Source organism: Ruegeria sp. CDSA077 (assembly GCF_059612265.1).
This window is the reverse complement of sequence record NZ_JBXWQG010000007.1, coordinates 106000-125094: the sequence shown is the minus strand read 5'-3', so window position 1 is coordinate 125094 and position 19095 is coordinate 106000. Positions and strand designations below refer to the sequence as shown.

General features: G+C 58.9%; 20 protein-coding genes. 14 read left to right on the top strand and 6 right to left on the bottom strand.

Going from position 1 to position 19095, the window contains the following annotated elements; genetic code table 11:
* The first annotated feature begins 1 nt into the window (after nt 1).
* Nucleotides 2-463 carry a VOC family protein gene (locus AC2FLE_RS14580; protein WP_496697894.1) on the top strand — a complete coding sequence of 154 codons (462 nt, stop codon included), beginning with the start codon at nt 2-4 and terminating at the stop codon, nt 461-463.
* On the opposite strand, the gene yaaA is transcribed toward AC2FLE_RS14580, so the two are convergent.
* The 3 genes from yaaA to AC2FLE_RS14565 form a co-directional block, all read right to left on the bottom strand.
* The gene (yaaA, locus tag AC2FLE_RS14575) at nt 433-1224 is read right to left on the bottom strand and encodes a peroxide stress protein YaaA (RefSeq protein ID WP_496697892.1); all 792 of its coding nucleotides are present in this window, start codon (nt 1222-1224) and stop codon (nt 433-435) included. The two genes, AC2FLE_RS14580 and yaaA, sit on opposite strands and share 31 nt — an antisense overlap.
* Before the next feature lie 33 nt (nt 1225-1257).
* Nucleotides 1258-3297 carry a DNA helicase RecQ gene (gene recQ, locus AC2FLE_RS14570; protein WP_496697890.1) on the bottom strand — a complete coding sequence of 680 codons (2040 nt, stop codon included), beginning with the start codon at nt 3295-3297 and terminating at the stop codon, nt 1258-1260.
* 78 nt (nt 3298-3375) lie between these two features.
* Nucleotides 3376-3663: a YggT family protein gene (locus AC2FLE_RS14565; RefSeq protein ID WP_271951835.1), complete on the bottom strand. Its 288-nt coding sequence runs from the start codon at nt 3661-3663 to the stop codon at nt 3376-3378.
* Nucleotides 3664-3795: 132 nt separating this feature from the next.
* On the opposite strand from AC2FLE_RS14565, the gene AC2FLE_RS14560 reads away from it, so the two are divergent.
* The 11 genes from AC2FLE_RS14560 to AC2FLE_RS14510 all read left to right on the top strand — a co-directional run bounded on the left by AC2FLE_RS14560 (nt 3796) and on the right by AC2FLE_RS14510 (nt 13027).
* Nucleotides 3796-5163 carry an MFS transporter gene (locus tag AC2FLE_RS14560; protein ID WP_496697888.1) on the top strand — a complete coding sequence of 456 codons (1368 nt, stop codon included), beginning with the start codon at nt 3796-3798 and terminating at the stop codon, nt 5161-5163.
* Nucleotides 5160-6023, top strand: coding sequence for a penicillin-insensitive murein endopeptidase (gene mepA, locus AC2FLE_RS14555; protein ID WP_496697886.1), 864 nt, complete (start codon nt 5160-5162; stop codon nt 6021-6023). Before AC2FLE_RS14560 ends, mepA begins: the two co-directional genes overlap by 4 nt.
* Entirely contained in the window at nt 5996-6880 is an 885-nt protein-coding gene (locus tag AC2FLE_RS14550; protein ID WP_496697884.1) for an esterase-like activity of phytase family protein, read from the top strand. The genes mepA and AC2FLE_RS14550 overlap by 28 nt, the downstream gene beginning before the upstream one ends.
* A 91-nt stretch (nt 6881-6971) precedes the next feature.
* Entirely contained in the window at nt 6972-7616 is a 645-nt protein-coding gene (locus AC2FLE_RS14545; protein ID WP_496697882.1) for a queuosine precursor transporter, read from the top strand.
* 262 nt (nt 7617-7878) lie between these two features.
* Nucleotides 7879-8298, top strand: coding sequence for an alternative ribosome rescue aminoacyl-tRNA hydrolase ArfB (gene arfB / locus AC2FLE_RS14540; protein ID WP_496697881.1), 420 nt, complete (start codon nt 7879-7881; stop codon nt 8296-8298).
* A 59-nt stretch (nt 8299-8357) separates the two neighbouring features.
* Nucleotides 8358-9104, top strand: a complete 747-nt coding sequence (locus tag AC2FLE_RS14535) for an SDR family oxidoreductase (RefSeq protein ID WP_496697879.1) — start codon at nt 8358-8360, stop codon at nt 9102-9104.
* Between the two features lie 82 nt (nt 9105-9186).
* A complete protein-coding gene (locus AC2FLE_RS14530) occupies nt 9187-10203 on the top strand; it encodes a P1 family peptidase (RefSeq protein WP_496697976.1) in 1017 nt (338 codons plus the stop codon).
* Nucleotides 10204-10316: 113 nt separating this feature from the next.
* The gene (locus AC2FLE_RS14525) at nt 10317-10730 is read left to right on the top strand and encodes a c-type cytochrome (RefSeq protein ID WP_496697877.1); all 414 of its coding nucleotides are present in this window, start codon (nt 10317-10319) and stop codon (nt 10728-10730) included.
* Nucleotides 10731-10937: 207 nt separating this feature from the next.
* Entirely contained in the window at nt 10938-11480 is a 543-nt protein-coding gene (gene idi / locus AC2FLE_RS14520) for an isopentenyl-diphosphate Delta-isomerase (RefSeq protein ID WP_496697875.1), read from the top strand.
* A 46-nt stretch (nt 11481-11526) separates the two neighbouring features.
* Nucleotides 11527-12003 (top strand): SsrA-binding protein SmpB, encoded by a 477-nt coding sequence (smpB, locus tag AC2FLE_RS14515; RefSeq protein WP_271951849.1) that lies wholly within the window; start codon nt 11527-11529, stop codon nt 12001-12003.
* 133 nt (nt 12004-12136) lie between these two features.
* A complete protein-coding gene (locus AC2FLE_RS14510; RefSeq protein WP_496697873.1) occupies nt 12137-13027 on the top strand; it encodes a serine hydrolase domain-containing protein in 891 nt (296 codons plus the stop codon).
* Nucleotides 13028-13162: 135 nt separating this feature from the next.
* Here AC2FLE_RS14510 and glpK read toward each other — a convergent pair whose 3' ends face one another.
* The 3 genes from glpK to panB form a co-directional block, all read right to left on the bottom strand.
* On the bottom strand, nt 13163-14641 hold the full coding sequence (gene glpK / locus AC2FLE_RS14505) for a glycerol kinase GlpK (RefSeq protein ID WP_496697871.1): 1479 nt from the start codon (nt 14639-14641) through the stop codon (nt 13163-13165).
* 70 nt (nt 14642-14711) lie between these two features.
* On the bottom strand, nt 14712-15554 hold the full coding sequence (gene panC, locus AC2FLE_RS14500; protein ID WP_496697869.1) for a pantoate--beta-alanine ligase: 843 nt from the start codon (nt 15552-15554) through the stop codon (nt 14712-14714).
* Nucleotides 15551-16390: a 3-methyl-2-oxobutanoate hydroxymethyltransferase gene (gene panB / locus AC2FLE_RS14495; RefSeq protein WP_496697867.1), complete on the bottom strand. Its 840-nt coding sequence runs from the start codon at nt 16388-16390 to the stop codon at nt 15551-15553. The genes panC and panB overlap by 4 nt, the downstream gene beginning before the upstream one ends.
* Before the next feature lie 170 nt (nt 16391-16560).
* On the opposite strand from panB, the gene AC2FLE_RS14490 reads away from it, so the two are divergent.
* Nucleotides 16561-18048: an ABC transporter substrate-binding protein gene (locus tag AC2FLE_RS14490; RefSeq protein ID WP_496697865.1), complete on the top strand. Its 1488-nt coding sequence runs from the start codon at nt 16561-16563 to the stop codon at nt 18046-18048.
* 27 nt (nt 18049-18075) lie between these two features.
* Nucleotides 18076-19095, top strand: coding sequence for a hypothetical protein (locus AC2FLE_RS14485; protein ID WP_281973313.1), 1020 nt, complete (start codon nt 18076-18078; stop codon nt 19093-19095).

The window sequence follows — 19095 nt, the reverse complement described above, 5'->3', positions numbered from 1 at the left end:
CATGATTGATGACCGTGGATTTCACCCCCGCGCGCTGGGCGAGATTGCCATTCGCTGCGCAGATATGGCCGCTATGGTGCAATTCTATGAACAGGTGATCGGCCTGCAGCGTCTCAGCGGTGACCATGACAGCGCTATAACCTTCTTCCGGATAGCCGAGGGGTTTAGCGGCCATACGCAAGTTCTGGCCCTGTTTCACCACAGCACCGCGCCACGACCGGGGCAACATCGGGCCGGTGCAGAAGGTCCCGTAACAGGAGCGGGATCGTCGCTGCATCATATCGCATTGTCGCTGCCCTTCGACGAGCAGGCGGCGGTCATGAGTTGGTATGACAAGATCGGCCAACCCTATCGCATCGAGCAGTTCGGATGGGTTGGTTGGCGCGGAATTTTCACCGAAGACCCGGAAGGCAACACAGTTGAACTGGTCTCTTACGACCCGTCGATGATGGCTGAGGCCTGATAGGGCCGGATAAAGACCGGCTTGTCGTTCTCTGACAGGTCAGGGCGGTATTCATAGCCGCCCGAGTCGAACTCTGTCAGGCTGGCGGGATCGGACAGACGGTGTTGAATGACATAGCGTGCCATCGCCCCGCGTGCCTTTTTGGCAAAGAAGCTGACGATCTTTGGCGTGCCGCCCTTGTCTTCCATGAAGACCGGCGTGATGACCCGTAATTTCAGCGCTTTGGGGTCTACTGCACCGAAATATTCCTGACTGGCGCAATTCAACAGCACATCGCTACCGATCCCGGCTGCCTGAGCGTTCAGCGCCTTGCTTAGTTGGTCGCGCCAATAATCGTACAGGTTCTTGCCGCGCCGGGTCTTCAGCCTACTGCCCATCTCAAGCCGATAGGGTTGAATGGCGTCCAGCGGACGCAATATGCCATACAGTCCGGACAGGATACGCAGGTGATCCTGGGCCCAGGCCATCTCTTCCGCATCCAGCGAAGTCGCTTCGAGCCCCTGATAGGTGTCTCCGGCAAAGGCCAGTGCGGCCGGGCGTGTCGCCACAGCATCGGGGGCGTCCGAAAAGGCGCGATAACGGTCGCGGTTCAGGCGGGCCAGATCATCGCTCAGATCCATCAGCTTTTTCAGGTCCCCCAGCGTCAGATTGCGGGCGGTTTTCGACAGGCGGATCGCGTCATCCTGAAAGTCGGGTTGCGTGACCTCAACATTCCGTTCTGCCCAATCCAGCCGTTTGGCCGGGGAAATCACTACCAGCATAGTCGCCCTCGTTTCTTGCCTGTTGATGGGTATCTAGCTTGCCATACGCAGCACGTCCAGAAAGGCGGCGCCAAACCTTTCGTGACGGCGGTCACCCAGAACCTGTTCGATGGCGCGCGGGTCGTCTGATCGCAACTGCGCCACCTTTGCCAGTTGCGAGGCGGTACAGGTCAGCGGCTTGTCGATTCCATCAGGGCCGCGCGACAGTTGCGACTGAACTTCGAGCAGGCGGTCGTAAATCTCACCCTGATCGCGCCCGGCCAGTTTGCGACGGGCCGGGTGCAGTTCTTCGACCGCGCCGGTCAGAACCTCCAGAAACGTGGCCCCGTATCGTTCTAGTTTCTTAGCACCGATCCCGCTGATCCGGGCCATATCGTCCAGCGTTGCAGGGCGGGTTTCCGCCATTTCGATCAGGGTGCGATCGGGAAAAATAACATAGGCCGGGACCCGCGCGGATTCGGCCAGCGCACGGCGTTTCGCCTTCAGTGCGCTCAGCAGCGGTGCGTCTTCTTCGGATACCATCTCTTTGACCGCAGGCCGACGGGTTGCTTTGCGGATCGTGTCCTTACGCAGGTTGATCTGCGCCTCGCCTTTCAGGATCGGCATGGCGGCCTCAGTCATGCGCAGCGCGCCGTGGCGGTCGGGATCAGGACGGACCAGATCATGGCCCATCATCTGCCGAAAGATCGCCTGCCATTGCGGGCGCGACCAGTCCTTGCCGATACCATAGGTGGACAGCGCATCATGGCGGCGGGCGCGGATCTTGTCGGTCTCGTTGCCCAGCAGGATGTCGATCAGATGGCCTGCGCCGAACCATTCCTCGGTGCGCAGGATCGCGGACAGGGCCATACGAACCGGGGTGGTGCCATCGAACACTTCCGGCGGGCTGTCACACAGATCGCATTTGCCACAGGGTTCGGTCTGTTCATCGAAATAACCCAGCAAAGTCTGACGGCGGCAGGCCAGCGCCTCGGCCAAGCCAAGCAGAGCGTTCAAACGGGCGTGATCGGCCATCCGCCGGTCAGACGGAGCAAGCCCCTCGTCTATCTGTGACCGGCGCAGGCGAATGTCATCTGCCCCAAACAGGGTCAGGGTTTCTGCGGGAGCGCCATCGCGCCCGGCGCGGCCGATTTCCTGATAATAAGCTTCGATGGATTTGGGCAGGTCCGCATGGGCGACCCAGCGGATGTCGGGCTTGTCGATGCCCATGCCAAAGGCAACCGTGGCCACCACGATCAGACCATCCTCGCGCGCAAAGCGGGTCTCGACGATGCGGCGATCCTCGGGATCCATGCCGCCGTGATAGTGACAGGCGGTGTGGCCTTCGGCACGCAGGGCCTGTGCCAGAACCTCGGTCTTGTTACGGGTGCCGCAATAGACAATGCCGGATTGGGTTTTGCGCGCGGCGGCAAAATCCAGGATCTGTTTGCGGGGCCCATCCTTGGCGGCAAAGGCCAGGTGGATGTTGGGCCGGTCGAACCCGCGCAGAAATTTGCGCGGGGCCGTACCGTCAAACAGCTTTTCGACAATCTCGTCCTGGGTTTCCGCATCCGCCGTGGCGGTGAAGGCGGCCAGGGGCACGTTCAGCGCACGTCGCAGTTCTCCGATCCGAAGGTAGTCTGGGCGGAAATCATGGCCCCATTGGCTGACGCAATGGGCCTCATCCACCGCGATCAGGCTGACATTGATCCGTCGCAGCATGCCGAGCGCCGACCCGGCGGCCAGACGTTCGGGGGCCATGTACAGCAGCTTGAGCCGCCCGGCCTCTAACGCTTCCCACACGGCATCGGTTTCTTCGGGCGTGTTGCCGGAGGTCAGCGCGCCGGCCTCGACGCCTGCTTCCTGCAAGCCGCGCACCTGATCGCGCATCAGGGCAATCAGCGGAGAGATCACCACCGTGACCCCATCGCGCATCAGCGCAGGCAGTTGGAAACACAGGGATTTGCCACCGCCCGTGGGCATGATGGCCAGCACGTTTTCGCCCAGCGTGACGGCATCGACGATCTCTTCCTGACCCGGTCGGAAATCGTCGAATCCAAAGACATCTCGCAGCAAAGGCGCGGCGTCGAACATGTGCGGGGGTGCCCTGTTTTAAGGTTTATCTGCTCTTAAGACAGGACAATCACATACTAAGATTCACTGAACAAGAGGTCAGACAAAATAGACCATATTGTTGATCAGGATAATACGCAGCGCATAGACACCGATCAGAACCACCAGGGGCGTCAGGTCAAGCCCGCCCATTGCAGGCAGAACGCGTCGGATCGGGCCGTAAATCGGCTCTAACAGGCGGTTCAGCCCGTACCAGATCTGCGCAACCAACTGTTGATGCAGGTTCAGCACCTGGAAATTGATCAGCCAGCTCATGATGACATGGGCCAGAATGATGAACCAGACAATGTCCAGAATCAGCAGCAGAATTTGGATCAACGACAGCATGGGGCCTCCGGATTTCACATCTGCTGAGACCTAAGCGCCCCTGCACAAAAGAGCAAGTCCGCGCCAACAGAACGCTTGCGAATTGAGCCAAAGCCCCGTCTTATGACGCCAACAATAAAAAACGGGGCAGGTATGGCAGAGATTTCCAAGCGCAAACGCATCTGGGGCTGGTGGTTCTTCGACTGGGCAAGTCAGCCCTATCACACGCTGTTGGTGACCTTTGTTTTTGGGCCCTATTTTGCCGGAGTAGCCGCCGAGTATTATCTGAACGCCGGGCTGGGTGCCGATGCCGCAGATGCACGGGCGCAGACGGTGTGGGCGAACTGCATGACCATCGTGGGGCTGATCATCGCCTTCGGTGCCCCGCTGATGGGGGCGATGGCGGATGTTTCGGGCCGTCGTATACCATGGATATTCGGCTTTTCCATCATGTACGCGGTGGGCTCTGCTGCGCTGTGGTACACGTTGCCGGACGGGTCAAACATGTGGCTGATGCTGTCGGCCTTTGGTCTGGGCTTTGTCGGGGCGGAATACGCATTGATCTTCGCCAATTCACAGCTGCCCGATCTGGGTGATGACAGTGAGGTGGGCGAGATATCGGGTTCGGGTTTTGCCTTTGGCTATTTCGGCGGGCTTATCTCGCTGGCAATCATGCTGGCCCTGTTTGTTGAGCAGGGTAATGGCAAGACCCTGATCGGCATGGACCCTGTTTTTGGTCTGGACGCCGCAGCACGCGAAGGCACGCGATTTGTCGGGCCGTTCACCGCTGTGTGGTTCATTCTGTTCATGATCCCCTATTTCCTGTGGGTGCGCGACGATCCAGATGTCGAAAAGAAAGGCAGCGTCAAAGAGGCGCTGCAGCTGCTGGTCAAATCAGTCTCTAACCTGCGCAATCGCGTTAGCCTCGCCAGCTATCTGGGCTCGTCCATGTTCTATCGTGACGCGTTGAACGGGCTGTATACATTTGGCGGCGTTTATGCGCGGCTGGTGCTGGAATGGGATCTGATCAAGATCGGCGTATTCGGGATTGTCAGCGTTCTGGCTGCGGCAGCCTTTGCCTGGCTTGGCGGCAAGCTGGACAAGAAATACGGCCCCAAACCTGTCATTCTGGTTGCGATCTGGGTACTGATCTTTGTCTGTATCACCGTCGTGATGATGGACCGGACCCAGATCTACGGCATCGCCCTGCCCGAAGGGTCGGGCCTGCCGGATCTGGTGTTCTTTGGTTGCGGTGTTCTGATCGGCGGCATGGGGGGTATCCTACAATCGGCCAGCCGTTCTCTGATGGTGCGCCACACCGATCCCGTAGCCCCGGTCGAGAGCTTTGGCCTTTATGGCTTGTCCGGCCGCGCCACCGCATTTGCGGCCCCTTTGTTGATCGGGATTGCCACAACCGTGACCGGTAGTGCGCGACTGGGGGTGTCACCCATAGTTCTGTTGTTTATTCTGGGACTGTTCCTAATGCGCTGGGTCAAACCGGAAGGGGATCAGAGCAGATGATTTTATTACGTTTTTTCGCGGTCATTGCGGCAATAACATTCGCCGGTACCGCAGGTTCCGAGCCGCTGGCCAAGCAGTTATTCGGAGGCCAAAAGCAAAGTTCACAACAAAAACCGGCCGCTTTCGGCAGTTATTCGCGCGGCTGTGCGGCGGGGGCGGTACAACTGCCCGAAACCGGACCCACATGGCAGGCCATGCGCCTGTCACGCAACCGCAACTGGGGCCATCCGCAGGCGATCGACTATGTCCAGGATCTGAGCCGGTTTGCGGCCAAGCAGTCAGGATGGAATGGTCTCTATATAGGCGATATCAGCCAGCCGCGCGGCGGGCCGATGACATCGGGCCACCGCAGCCACCAGCTGGGTCTGGACATCGATATCTGGATGCTGCCCGGTGACAACATGCGTCTTTCCCGCAAGGCGCGCGAGAATCTCTCGTCGATTTCCCTGCGCCGCTCGAACGGTGCCTTCGTCAACGGCAGCTGGACCAAACAGCATCACGCAGTGCTGCGTGCAGCGGCAAAAGACAAGCGCGTGGCGCGGATATTCGTCTTTCCCGGTGCCAAGGTGCAGATGTGCAATGACGAAAAGGGAAACCGCGCTTACCTGCGTAAAATCCGGCCGTGGTGGGGCCATCACTATCATTTCCACGTGCGGCTGGCCTGCCCCAGAGGATCAAGCGGCTGCGTGAACCAGGATCCGCCGCCCAAGGGTGATGGTTGCGCCGAAGCACAGCAATGGGTGAACAACATCCTCAACCCGCCACCGCCCGATCCAAACGCGCCAGCACCCAAGAAGCGACGCGAATACCGGATGGCCGATCTGCCCAAGCAATGCACAAACGTCTTGCAATCCAACTGATCGCGGCGCTGCTGCTGACAGGTATGGTTTGGGCGGAGGGGGTAAAGCCTGCCGCTTTGCTGAACAATTTTGTCTGGCGACATCAGGCGGATTGGTTCGGCGGATATTCCGGAATTCACATCTTTGACGGTGGCACCCGCATGATCGCGCTGAGTGATCGTGCAACGATGTTGGACGCTCGTATTGATCGAAACGAGGATGAGATTACTGGCATCGAGATCCAGCGGCACTGGCCCATCCTGTCCAGCACCGGCAAGGTTCTGGTGGGCATCGCTGGAGATTCCGAAGGCTTGGCAATCGCCCCTGACGGTGGGGTCTATATCTCATTCGAGGGGGTGCACCGGGTGGCTTATTATTCCGATCCGACCGGCCCGGCGCAGGTTCTGCCACGCCCCAAAGCCTTTGAGGTTCTTGACCATAACGGCTCGTTCGAGGGGCTGGCCATTGACGGGCTTGGGCGGCTGTACACCCTGACCGAAAAGAGCCGTACCGTATCGGGGGACATACCGGTATATCGTTGGGATGGTCAGTCGTGGTCGACACCTTTTGTCCTGCCGCAACGGGGCAAGTTCCTGCCAGTGGCCGCGGATTTCGGCCCCGACGGGCGGTTCTATGTGCTGGAACGATCGGTGTCCCTGACAGGCTTTCGGTCGCAGCTCAGGCGTTGGGAGCTGAATGGTGACACACCGCAATCCGAAGAGATCTTGCTGCAAACCGCGCGTGGGACGCATGACAACCTCGAAGGCCTGTCGGTCTGGCGTGACGATCAGGGAAGGTTGCGGGTTACGATGATTTCGGATGACAATTTTCTGGCCCTTCAGCGGACGGAGCTGGTGGAATATCTGCTGCCCGATTGACAGGCCTGAAACAAAGGTCTAAACGCACGGCTTGCCTTGGGACGGTCCCTTGGCCAAGTCGCCGCTACCTTGTCAAAACGGGCATCAAAATATGCAACGCGCTTTTATTCCCGGCATTCTTGCCATGGCCACCATCGTTGTGGCCTCTAACATTCTGGTCCAGTTCCTGATCCTTGACGGCCTGTTGACCTGGGGTGCTTTCACCTATCCGCTGGCCTTTCTGGTCACCGACATCATGAACCGCGTCTATGGCGTGGCCACCGCCCGCAAGGTCGTGTTGGCCGGGTTTGTCACCGGCATCATCTGTTCGCTGATCGGCAGCCAGATCATGCTGCAGGGGGATGGGTTCACCTATGCCGCTGTCCCGCTGCGGATCGCCGTGGCCTCGGGAACCGCGTTCTTGATCGCGCAGCTGACCGACGTCACCGTGTTCAACGCCATGCGCGGGGGGCGCTGGTGGCGCGCGCCGCTGGTCTCAACCCTGGTTGGGTCCGCACTGGACACCGCGCTGTTCTTCACCATCGCCTTTTCCGCCTCGATCGCGATCTTTGGCGCCAATGCAGACGCTGCGATCAGCTGGGCGTGGGAGCCTGTTCCCTTCATGCTGTCTGGCCCGATGGCACCCCTGTGGGTCACGCTGGCCTTTGCCGACTGGCTGGTGAAACTGTCGCTGGCGCTGGTGGCGCTGATCCCCTTCAAGGTGATCGTTGCGCGCCTGACCGCGCAGCCCGTGTAAAAAACGCTTTGAGAATGGCACAGCTTGTGTCACCATCCTAGTTAACCGCAACAGATAGAAAAGGAGGTGATCCAGTGTCGAGAAAGAGATTGGAGAGAGGTGTTGGAACAACCGGGGGGATCGCCCGTTAGGGCAGCCCTTGGCGGAGCGCTCGCTCCGGCTGGTCGATTGATCTAACCGACCCAACCTCCTGAACTTTCGAAGGGCCGTCCTGCTAGGGCGGCCCTTTTTGTTTCCGCGCAGCACTTGTAAGGTCCGCCCCATGTTGCGGATCAATGACGATATCACCCTGCAAGACTGGGAAATGACCGAAAGCTTTGTGCGCTCTTCCGGCCCTGGCGGGCAGAACGTGAACAAGGTTTCGACCGCAGTCGAGTTGCGGTTCGAAGCGGCGCGCTCGCCCTCACTGCCTGATCCGGTCAAGGCGCGGCTGAAACGGTTGGCTGGGCGGCGCTGGACCAAAGAGGGCGCGATCATCATCCAGTGCGAGGAAACGCGTAGCCAGGCCCGCAACCGCGAGATTGCGCGGGGGCGATTGGCCGAACTGATCACCCGCGCGCTGGTCAAACCCAAACGGCGTATCGCCACCAAGCCCACCTATGGCTCGGTCAAACGTCGATTGGCCGCCAAAAAGGCCCGTTCGGATGTCAAATCTCTGCGCGGCAGGGTCGACGAAGATTGATCTGGTAACTTCTTTGCGCCTTGCTACTCTGCCCTGACAGGCGACAAGGAGGCAAAGCCATGAGGTTGGAGGGAAAAACCGCAATCGTAACAGGCGGCGCGTCCGGGTTCGGTGCCGGTATCGCGCAGAAGTTCATTGCAGAGGGCGCACGCGTGATGATCGCGGATATCAACGGCGCTGCGGCCCGCGAAATGGCAGAAACGCTGGGCGCGCAGGCCATCGCGCAGCAGGTTGATGTGGCCAGCACGGCATCGGTTCAGGAAATGGCGGACACCGCCCACGACGCCTTTGGCGGGCTCGACATCCTGGTCAACAATGCCGGAGTGACCCATCTGCCGACCCCGCTCGAAGACGTCTCCGAAGAGGATTTCGACCGTGTCTTCAAAGTGAACATGAAATCCGTCTATCTGACCGCCCGCGCCTTTGTGCCGATGATGAAGGCACGCGGAACCGGGGCGATCCTGAACGTCGCCTCAACCGCCGGGCTGTCCCCGCGCCCCAACCTGAACTGGTATAACGCCTCCAAGGGCTGGATGATCACCGCAACCAAGACCATGGCGGTGGAACTTGCTCCGTCCGGCGTGCGTGTCAACGCGATCTGCCCTGTGGCTGGTGAAACGCCGCTGCTGAAATCCTTCATGGGCCAGGACACCCCTGAAATACGCGCCAAATTCCTGTCGACCATCCCGATTGGCCGCTTTTCAACACCCGAAGACATGGCCAACGCGGCCCTCTTCCTGTGCTCGGACGAGGCCAGCATGATCACCGGCACAGCCTTGGAAGTGGACGGTGGTCGATGCATCTGATCCGTTCTACATCTGGCCAGAAATACCTCCGCCTGCGGCAGCGCGCGACAGCCTGCTCTCCTGCCCAACGCTTGAGGTAGACATGACCCCAGGACCCAGAAACCTTATCACTGATATCCCCGGCCTCAAGGTCGGCAACGCGCAAGATGATGCCCTGAAATCCGGTGCCACTGTTTTGACAGCGGAATCTCCTTTCATTGCGTCGGTTCACGTCATGGGTGGCGCACCCGGAACACGGGAAACCGACCTGCTGGCCCCCGACAAATCGGTTGACCGTGTTGATGCCATCGTCCTTTCGGGCGGGTCTGCTTTTGGGCTGGATGCCTGCTCGGGTGTTTCAGACGCGATGCGGGCCGATGGACGCGGTTTTCCGGTCGGTCAGGCGATTGTTCCGATCATACCGGGCGCGATCCTGTTTGACCTTCTTAACGGAGGCGAAAAAGGCTGGGCTGAAAACCCCTATCGAGCGCTGGGGCGTGCCGCTTATCAAAACGCATCAACGCAATTCGAACTTGGCACCGCCGGGGCGGGCACCGGGGCATTGGCTGCAATGCATAAGGGCGGGCTTGGCTCGGCCTCATTTGTGTTGCCCAGCGGTATTACTGTCGGAGCGCTTGTCGCGGCAAACCCGCTGGGCAGTGTGACAACGCCCGGAGATCGACATTTCTGGGCGGCCCCATTCGAACTGGGTGCAGAATTTGGCGGATTGGGCCCGGATATGTCGCCCTATCAAAGCCTGGTGCGCCCAAGCCGCAAAGCACTGGCGATGCGCCCCGCCCGACCCGATCAGACAAATACCACGCTTGCCATTGTCGCCACCGATGCTTGCCTCACAAAACCGCAATGTCAGCGCGTTGCTGTGGCGGCGCATGACGGGATTGCGCGGGCCATTCTGCCCGCCCATACCCCCGGAGATGGTGATCTGGTCTTTGCCGTCAGCACAGGTGCGCGCCCGCTGCAGAGCGAATCCGAGTTGGGCACGATCGGGCATGCGGCGTCTTTGTGCCTGTCACGCGCCATCGCGCGCGCGGTGTTTTCTGCCTCTCCGTCAGCGGGCGATTTGTTGCCGTGCTGGTCGGATGTACATGATTTTGGTTAAGGCGTGGCGGGATCAAATCTGTGACATGGTGCCATCGCGCGGCAATCCGCGCATTGACTCTTACCGGTGCTGAAGGTCCTTTCGGCGCAACAAACCTATATCGGAGCAAAGCCATGAATCGCATCCTCGCTACCGCAATCGTCGGCCTGTTGGCCCTTCCCGTTTACGCAGAAGGTGACGCCGACGCTGGCAAGAAGGCCTTCAACAAATGCAAATCCTGTCATCTGATCGCTGATCCCGATGGCGAGGTGATCGTAAAGGGCGGAAAAACCGGCCCGAACCTCTATGGGGTTGCAGGTCGTACTGCTGGGACGGTTGAAGGGTTTAAATACGGTGACAGCATTGTCGAAGCTGGTGAAAACGGTTTGGTCTGGGACGAGGCAACTTTTGTCGAATATGCCCAAGACCCCAAAGCCTTCCTGCAATCCTATCTGGATCAGACCGGGGCCAAGTCCAAAATGACCTTCAAGCTGAAAAAGGGCGCCGAGGACGTTTACGCCTATATCGTCAGTGTTTCGGGCGAATAACTCCTGAAGTCCGGCAGTCGGAAAGATCAGAAAAGGCCGCAGCCCCTGCGGCCTTTCGTGCGGTTGATAACCAGATCAATAGACGCCAATTTGGAACCGTGCGGCACCTCATCTGTTTCACGCTTTGCACCAGACAGCCACGCCTATCGGGTCACAGCCCTTCCGGAATCCCGGTCGCATAGGCGGATCGGCAGCAGGAGACGACAAATGGGAATCATGATCCCGGCCTGGGTTGATGGTGAATTGACCCCCGTTGAAAAGCTTGAGGCCCATGAAAAGGGTCTGCGGCACAAGGCGGTGTCGGTCTTTGTTGTGCGCGGCACCGAGATTTTGCTGCAGCGCCGGGCAATGGGCAAATACCACACGCCCGGCCTGTGGGCGAATACCTGTTGTACCCATCCTGACTGGGGTGAAATGCCCTCGGTCTGTGCCGTCCGCCGCCTGCGCGAGGAACTGGGGATCACCGGGTTATACCCCGAATATCGTCACCGTTTGGAATATCACGCCGATGTCGGCAATTCGCTGATCGAGCATGAGGTGGTAGACGTATTCCTGGCCCATGTTCGAGGACCACTGAAGATCGAGCCGAACCCAGATGAAGTGATGGATATCCGCTGGATCGACTACCACGATCTGCTGGCCGAGGTGCAGCGCCATCCTGACCGGTTTACGCCTTGGCTGAAAATCTATCTGCACAACCACGCCGACACGATTTTCGGCCCCGATCTGATTATCTCGGCCAAATCCTGATGCACCTGCTTGCAAGGTCCGCCCAAGGGGCATAAATCAACCCGTCATGGCCAAGCAGAAGACAGACCCGAATTACAAAGTCATTGCCGAAAACCGGCGCGCCCGCTTCGATTACGCGATCGAAGAGGATATCGAGTGCGGCATCATTCTGCACGGGTCCGAGGTCAAATCCCTGCGGGCAGGCGGGTCGAACATCGCCGAAAGCTATGCCACGGTTGATGACGGAGAGCTGTGGTTGGTCAACAGCTATGTCGCCCCCTACGAACAGGCCAAGGTCTTCAAACACGAAGAACGTCGTCGCCGTAAGCTGTTGGTGTCGCGCAAAGAGCTGTCAAATCTGTGGAACGCGACCCAACGTAAAGGCATGACGCTTGTGCCGCTGGTCCTGTATTTCAACCACAAGGGCCTGGCCAAGATTAAGATCGGCATCGCCAAGGGTAAGAAAAACCACGACAAGCGCGAAACCCAGGCCAAGCGCGACTGGTCACGGCAAAAGCAACGCTTGCTGAAAGATCACAGCTAAAGGCGCTCGAACTTCGGTTGTCAGATGGATTTGATCCTCGCGTTCTCAATCAGGCTACCGGGGCTACAGATACGGCAGAAGTCCGGTTCGAGCCCAAATTGACACCGGCAAAGCAATGCCAGACATATGCAAAATGACCGTTCAAACAGTTCACTCTTATTGGATAACAGCCTCTGGCCGAGAAGGATTCTCTGGTTCGGTTGAGGCCTGCTTTCCCTATTGGAGCTTCACCAAAACTGTAATTTCAATCTGTGCTTTGAAACTGGTTGAACGCGGGAAACTCGACCTGGACGCCACGCTGAAGGGCGAACGTTACACCCTTCGCCAACTTCTAAAGCACACCTCTGGTCTCCCAGATTACGGGCAGTTTTCTGAATATCACTCAGCCGTTGCGGCCAAGGAAACACCTTGGACACGCAACAAACTACTTGATGTGGCGCTTGCAAAAGGAATGTTGTTTGAGCCGGTACAAGGTTGGTCTTATTCCAACATAGGCTACATGTTTGTAGTCGAGCTAATCGAAGCGACGCTGGAGACGCCGCTTCGTGAGGTTATTGCCGATATGGTGTGCAAGCCGTTGGGCCTGAACAGTATTGAGCTTGCAGAAACATGCGAACAATTTCGGAGGGTACATTGGGAGGCCGCGACTGACTACGACCCAAAATGGGTCTACCATGGGTGTTTGATCGGAAACGCGCCAGATGCCGCGCGGCTACTGCACGCGCTTATGTCTGGTCATCTGTTGCAGCCAGTTACCATGCGCCAAATGTTAGATGCAAAAATCCTTGGCGGTGCTATTCCCAACCGTCCATGGACAGAATGTGGATATGCTCTTGGCCTGATGTCTGGTGCTTTGAATAGTGTGGGTAAGGCGGTAGGGCATTCCGGTGGTGGACCGTTTAGCGTAAACGCAGTCTATCATTTTCCTGACGTTACTGATCCAATCACTGTGGCCTCGTTTACAGATGGGACCGCTGAGGGTGTTGCCGAGTTTGCAGCGGAGAGGCTAGCCGAAGATCAATGACTGCTTCGTCCGCATAGCCGACATTGACCATCAGCCTTACTCACAGCACTGACTTGCCGTAGAAATTCACCGTTCGCACAGGTGGCCCCATAAGAACCCAACTTTGAACAAAGCAGAGCCCAAATGCGGCACCGATCAGAACGCCATGGCCGCCTGAACAGCGCGTTGCCAGCGGTCATAGGCGGCGTCGCGTTCCTCTGTGGAGAGTTTGGGTTCGAACCGGCGATCCAGCGCCCAGGTTTCTGCGAATTGCTGTTGATCGGGATAGATGCCCGCGCGCATACCCGCCAGCCAGGCCGCGCCCAGAGCAGTGGTTTCCTGCATCACGGGTCGGTCGACCTCGGCGCCGAGGTAATCCGACAGGCCTTGCATCGCCCAATCAGATGCGCTGGCACCGCCGTCGACGCGTAAGATGACATCGGTATCTGCACCCCAGTCGCCCTGCATGGCATGCCAAAGGTCACGGGTCTGATAGGCGATGCTTTCCAGTGTTGCCTTGGCAAATTCTGCCCGCCCGGAATTGCGGGTCAAGCCAAAGACCGCGCCCCGACAATCTGGTTTCCAATAGGGCGCGCCCAATCCGGTAAATGCGGGCACCAGCACAACATGCTGGTTGGGGTCGGCCTGCTGCGCCAGCTCGCCACTTTCCGGGGCGGTTTCGATGATCTGCAGCGCATCGCGCAGCCATTGCACCGCAGCCCCTGCGACAAAGATCGACCCCTCAAGCGCATAGGTTTTTTGCCCGTCCAACTGATAGGCAATCGTTGTCAGCAGGCGGTTCTTCGAGGCGACCGGCTGAGGCCCGGTATTCAACAGCGCAAAACAGCCTGTCCCATAGGTCGATTTCATCATGCCGGGCTGGAAACAGGCCTGCCCGATGGTCGCGGCCTGCTGATCGCCCGCAACACCCAGAATCGGGATATTTCCCCCAATCAGAGTCGTTTCTCCGAAGTCCGAGGCGCAATCCTGTACCTCGGGCAGCATGGACATGGGCACATCCAACAGATCGCAGATCTCGGTGCTCCAACAGCCTTTATGGATGTCGAACAGCAGTGTGCGGGCAGCGTTGGTGGCGTCTGTCACATGGTTGCGGCCTTCGGTCAGGCGCCAGATCAGGAAACTGTCGATGGTGCCGAACAGTAGCTCGCCTGCCTCGGCGCGGCCGCGGGCGCCGGGGACATTGTCCAGTAGCCATTTGACTTTGGTTCCAGAAAAATACGGGTCCAGCAACAGCCCGGTCTGCTGGGTCACGTCATCCTCGCACCCGGCCTGCTTGTAGCGGGCGCAGATATCGGCAGTGCGTCGATCCTGCCAGACGATTGCGTTGTGGATCGGCTCGCCGGTCTGTTTATCCCAGACCACGGTTGTTTCACGCTGGTTGGTGATGCCGATACCGGCGATCTGATCGGGGGTTGCGCCAACGCTCTGCATCACTTCGCGGCAGACACGCAGGACGCTGTCCCAGATTTCCTCGGGATCGTGTTCGACCCAGCCTTCTTGTGGGAAATACTGCGTAAATTCATGCTGCGCGGTGCCTGCCCGTTGCATGTCCGCGTCGAACAGAATGGCCCGTGATGATGTGGTGCCCTGATCAATGGCAAGAATATAGGTCACGCCTGCGCCCCCCCTTCGCATTTGGTTTTGCGAGACTTTAGCGCAAACAGTCGGTTGCGTACCAGAGTGTTCAGACGGGAATATTGTCGATTAGACGCACTCCATCCGCCCAGGCCGCGGCAAACAGGCGGGCGGGTCGGTCGGCATGTGTCAGCGGGTTCAGAGATTCCGCACAGCGCAGTTGGATATATTCCACTTGTGTAAAACCTGCGGCCAAAAGATCGGTTCTGGCCTGTGCTGCCAGTGTGTCGAACGGGGCGCCGTTCTTTAGCGCGTTGGCAAGATCCAGCATGATGCGGTGTTTGTGCGCTGCAATCTCCATTCCCTCTGGCGAGAGGCGCTGATTGCGTGAGGACATGGCCAGACCCGAAGGTTCACGCACCGTGGGGCAGCCGATCACCTCGATCGGGATATCCAGATCACGCGCCATGCGGTGCACGACAAGCAGCTGTTGATAGTCTTTTTCCCCAAAATAGGCTCTGTCTGCCTGGGTTTGCAGGAACAGTTTGGCGACCACAGTGGCGACGCCATCGAAATGGCCGGGGCGGAATTCGCCCTCCATCACATTTGTCAGGCCAGTTACAGATACGGTGGTGGCAAAGCCTTGCGGGTAGATCTCGTCCGGGTCCGGCACATAAATCGCATCAACGCCATAGGGCGCCAGTTTCTGAGCATCTTCGATTTCGGTGCGCGGATAATTGGCCAGATCCTCGGGGTTGTTAAACTGCTTTGGGTTCACGAAAATCGTCACGATAACTCGGACGGTGCCATTTTTGGCCGCCTCAACCAGAGACAGATGCCCCGGATGCAACGCGCCCATAGTTGGGACGACGCCGATTGCCTCACCTTTCTTGCGCCAGTTGGCGGTCAAGGCGCGCAGATCGGAGAAGCGACGCAGGATCGGAGCGGTCATTTAGCTGAGCCCTGTGACGAAGCCTGATCGGCAAAGACATGTTCATCGGCGGGGAAAGCGCGTGCGCGCACTTCGGCGGCGTACTCGGCGATGGCGGCCTCGGCCTGTGGCCCCAGCTCGGCATAGCGTTTGACGAATTTCGGTTTAAAAGCGGTGAAAAAGCCGACCATGTCGTCCACCACCAGTATTTGCCCGTCACATTCGGCGGACGCGCCAATGCCGATAGTAGGGATGGCGACCTCGGCAGTGATTTGGTTGGCTAGACCCTGCGGGACCTTCTCTAACACAAGGGAAAAGGCGCCTGCATCAGCCACGGCATGGGCATCGGCCAGTACCGTCTGTGCCTGATCATCACGGCCCTGCACCTTATATCCACCCAGCGTGTTGATCGACTGTGGGGTCAGGCCGATATGCGCCATCACCGGGATGCCGCGCTTGACCAGAAAGCGGATGGTTTCGGCCATTTCGACCCCGCCCTCTAGCTTGATCGCACCGGCACCGGTTTCCGCCATCAGGCGGGCGGCATTGCGGAACGCCTGTGAGGGGCTTTCCTCGTAACTGGCAAAGGGCATGTCGATGACCATCATCGCCTTGTCCAGCCCGCGAGCAACAGCCTGACCATGCAGGATCATCATCTCCATCGTCACGCCAAGGGTGGATTCCAACCCGTGTAGCACCATGCCGACACTGTCACCGACCAGAACAAAGTCGCAATGATCATCCATCAGTCGGGCCATCGGAGTTGTATATGCGGTCAGACTGACCAGTGGCTCGCCACCTTTTCGGGCGCGAATATCCACGGCATTCGGGGCTCTTTTGCGGGCGGTGGCGCTCATGCTCGCTCCTCGCGGTTCATGTTGCGGTGCGGCATAGCAGATTGGGCCGGGCCAAAGATAGCCCGGTTGCGCGAACATTTCCTTGATTGACCTAAGGTTTAAAGGGACATTGGTCCGCAGACCGGTCCGCGACATGCAGGACCACACAGTTTCAGTGGGGAGACAACGATATGACAAAGCAGATGTTTCGGTCTTTTGCATCGGCGCTGGCGATTGGAGCCAGTTTGATAGCCACCCAGGCCCTGGCCAAATCCGACATCACCATCGCAATGCAGCTTGAGCCGCCGCATCTGGACCCAACCAGCGCTGCGGCACAGGCCATCGATTCGGTTGTCTATACCAATATCTTCGAAGGTCTGACCCGGTTCATGGGCGACGGATCGGTCGTGCCCGGGCTGGCGGAAAGCTGGGAGATTTCAGACGACGGCACCGTCTATACCTTTAAGCTGCGCGATGGTGTGACCTTCCACGATGGCACCACCATGGATGCCGAGGACGTCAAATTCAGCCTTGACCGGGCCCGCGCTGAAGACAGCGCCAATGCACAAAAGGCCCTGTTTGCCGGGATCGAAAGCGTAGAGGTCGTGGATCCGCTGACCGTCAGGGTCACCCTGTCAGGACCAAACGGGAATTTCCTGTTCAATATGGCCTGGGGGGATGCGGTGATTGTCGCCCCCGAAAGCATAGAGACGATCAAGACCAACCCGGTCGGCACCGGCGCGTTTGCCTTTGGGGACTGGGTGCAGGGGGACAGCATCACGCTGACGCGAAACCCCGACTATTGGGGTGATCAGCCTGCGTTAGAGTCTGCTACATTCAAGTTCATCTCGGACCCGACCGCCGCCTTTGCCGCCATGATGGCCGAGGATGTGGATGTGTTCGACATTTTCCCGGCGCCGGAGAACATGCCGCAGTTCGAGGCTGATCCGCGCTTTCAGGTGCTTGTCGGCTCGACCGAGGGTGAGACGATTCTGTCCACCAACAACAAGCAGCCGCCCTTTGACGACATCCGGGTGCGGCAGGCGCTGGCCCATGCCATCGACCGTCAGGCAATTATTGACGGCGCGATGTTCGGCTATGGCACGCCCATCGGAACGCATTTTGCTCCGCATAACCCGGCCTATGTCGATCTGACCGGCAATTCGGCGTATGACCCCAAGAAAGCCGCGCAGTTGCTGGCCGATGCGGGCTATGCCGAAGGGTTCAAGACCACTCTGCACCTGCCGCCGCCTTCTTACGCTCGCCGCGGAGGCGAGATCATCGCCGCGCAACTGGCCGAGGTCGGGATCGAGGCTGAAATCATCAATGTCGAATGGGCGCAGTGGCTGGAATCGGTGTTCAAGGGCAAGGATTTTGGTTTGACTATCGTCAGCCATACCGAGCCGATGGATATCGGCATCTATGCGCGACCCGACTATTATTTCCAGTATGACAGCATCGACTTTCAGACGCTGATGGAGACGTTGAACGCCACCACCGACCCAGATGAGCGTACGCGCCTGTTGGGCGAAGCGCAGCGTCTGATCGCAAATGATTACGTCAACGGGTATCTGTTCCAGCTGGCCAAGCTTGGTGTTGCCAAGGCTGGCGTTCAGGGCCTTTGGAAAAACGCACCCACAGCGGCCATCGACCTGACCGCCATCAGTTGGGCGGAATAAGACCAGTTCCAGAGAGGAGACCGGCGCATGAGAAGATCAACCCTCGTTGCGTTGATGATTGCGGTTTTAGCCGTGATTGCGCCGGTCGCCAAAGGGGATACGCCGCTTGAACAGGCGGTGACACTGTGGCTGGAAGGCGATGATGAACGCGCTCTGCCACTGCTGGCGGAGCTGGCGGCTGATGGTGACGCGCAGGCACGTCTGCTGTTGGGGCGAATTGAAACCGCCGATCTTGGACCATCTCCGTTCCGCCAATCGCTGGGTCGAAAGGGTTCGCGCAAGCTGTTTCGTCAAAAAGACCTGACGGCCTTTGGCCGATCCTGGCTGTTGGTCGAGGCGAAAGGTGGAAATGAGCTTGCCCAAGCGCTGTTGGATGCCAAACGCCCCACACCAGACCCGAAGCTGATTGCACAGCTCAATGCGTTGGGAGAACATCAAGCTACGGACTACCCGACGCGAATTGTGGCGCTCTATGGCGATCCAGAAATGCGCGGCGATCTGTTGGCGGATGGGCAGCTGATGCAGGACCTCAAACCTTACCTGAGCTATCTGACGGTCGATCCCGAGCCGCGCGGCGACGGTCTGGCCGCGCTGCGCCACATTCAGCCTGATCCAGTTGACATGAATTCCGATCAGGCGCTGGGCATGGCGGGATTGCTGGCCCTGGGGCTGGGATATGGCGATCTGTCAGTGGACAATAGCTGGCGCCCGGCGGTGGAAAACTGGTTGATGACATCCCAGTCGACCCGCCCCATCGCGCAGCTCTGTTCTGACCAATGCGGGGCCGAGGCACCAAACTGCGCCTTTGCCTTCCTTGCCCTGTTTGGCGGCTATTTCGAGGTCATCCGCATCGACAGCCCGCTGGAAACGCTGATCCCGCAGGAGCAGTTTCTGGACAGCCCTCGCGCACGCCTGATGGTCCTTCGTCGGGCGGCACTGGCCCGGACCGAGACAAATCTGGAAACGCTGGTGGACAGCGCCCCCGCGGCGAAGCTTTCGACCTGTGCGACTGATTTGGTCCGGCAAGAGCAGCAGTCCTACAAGTAG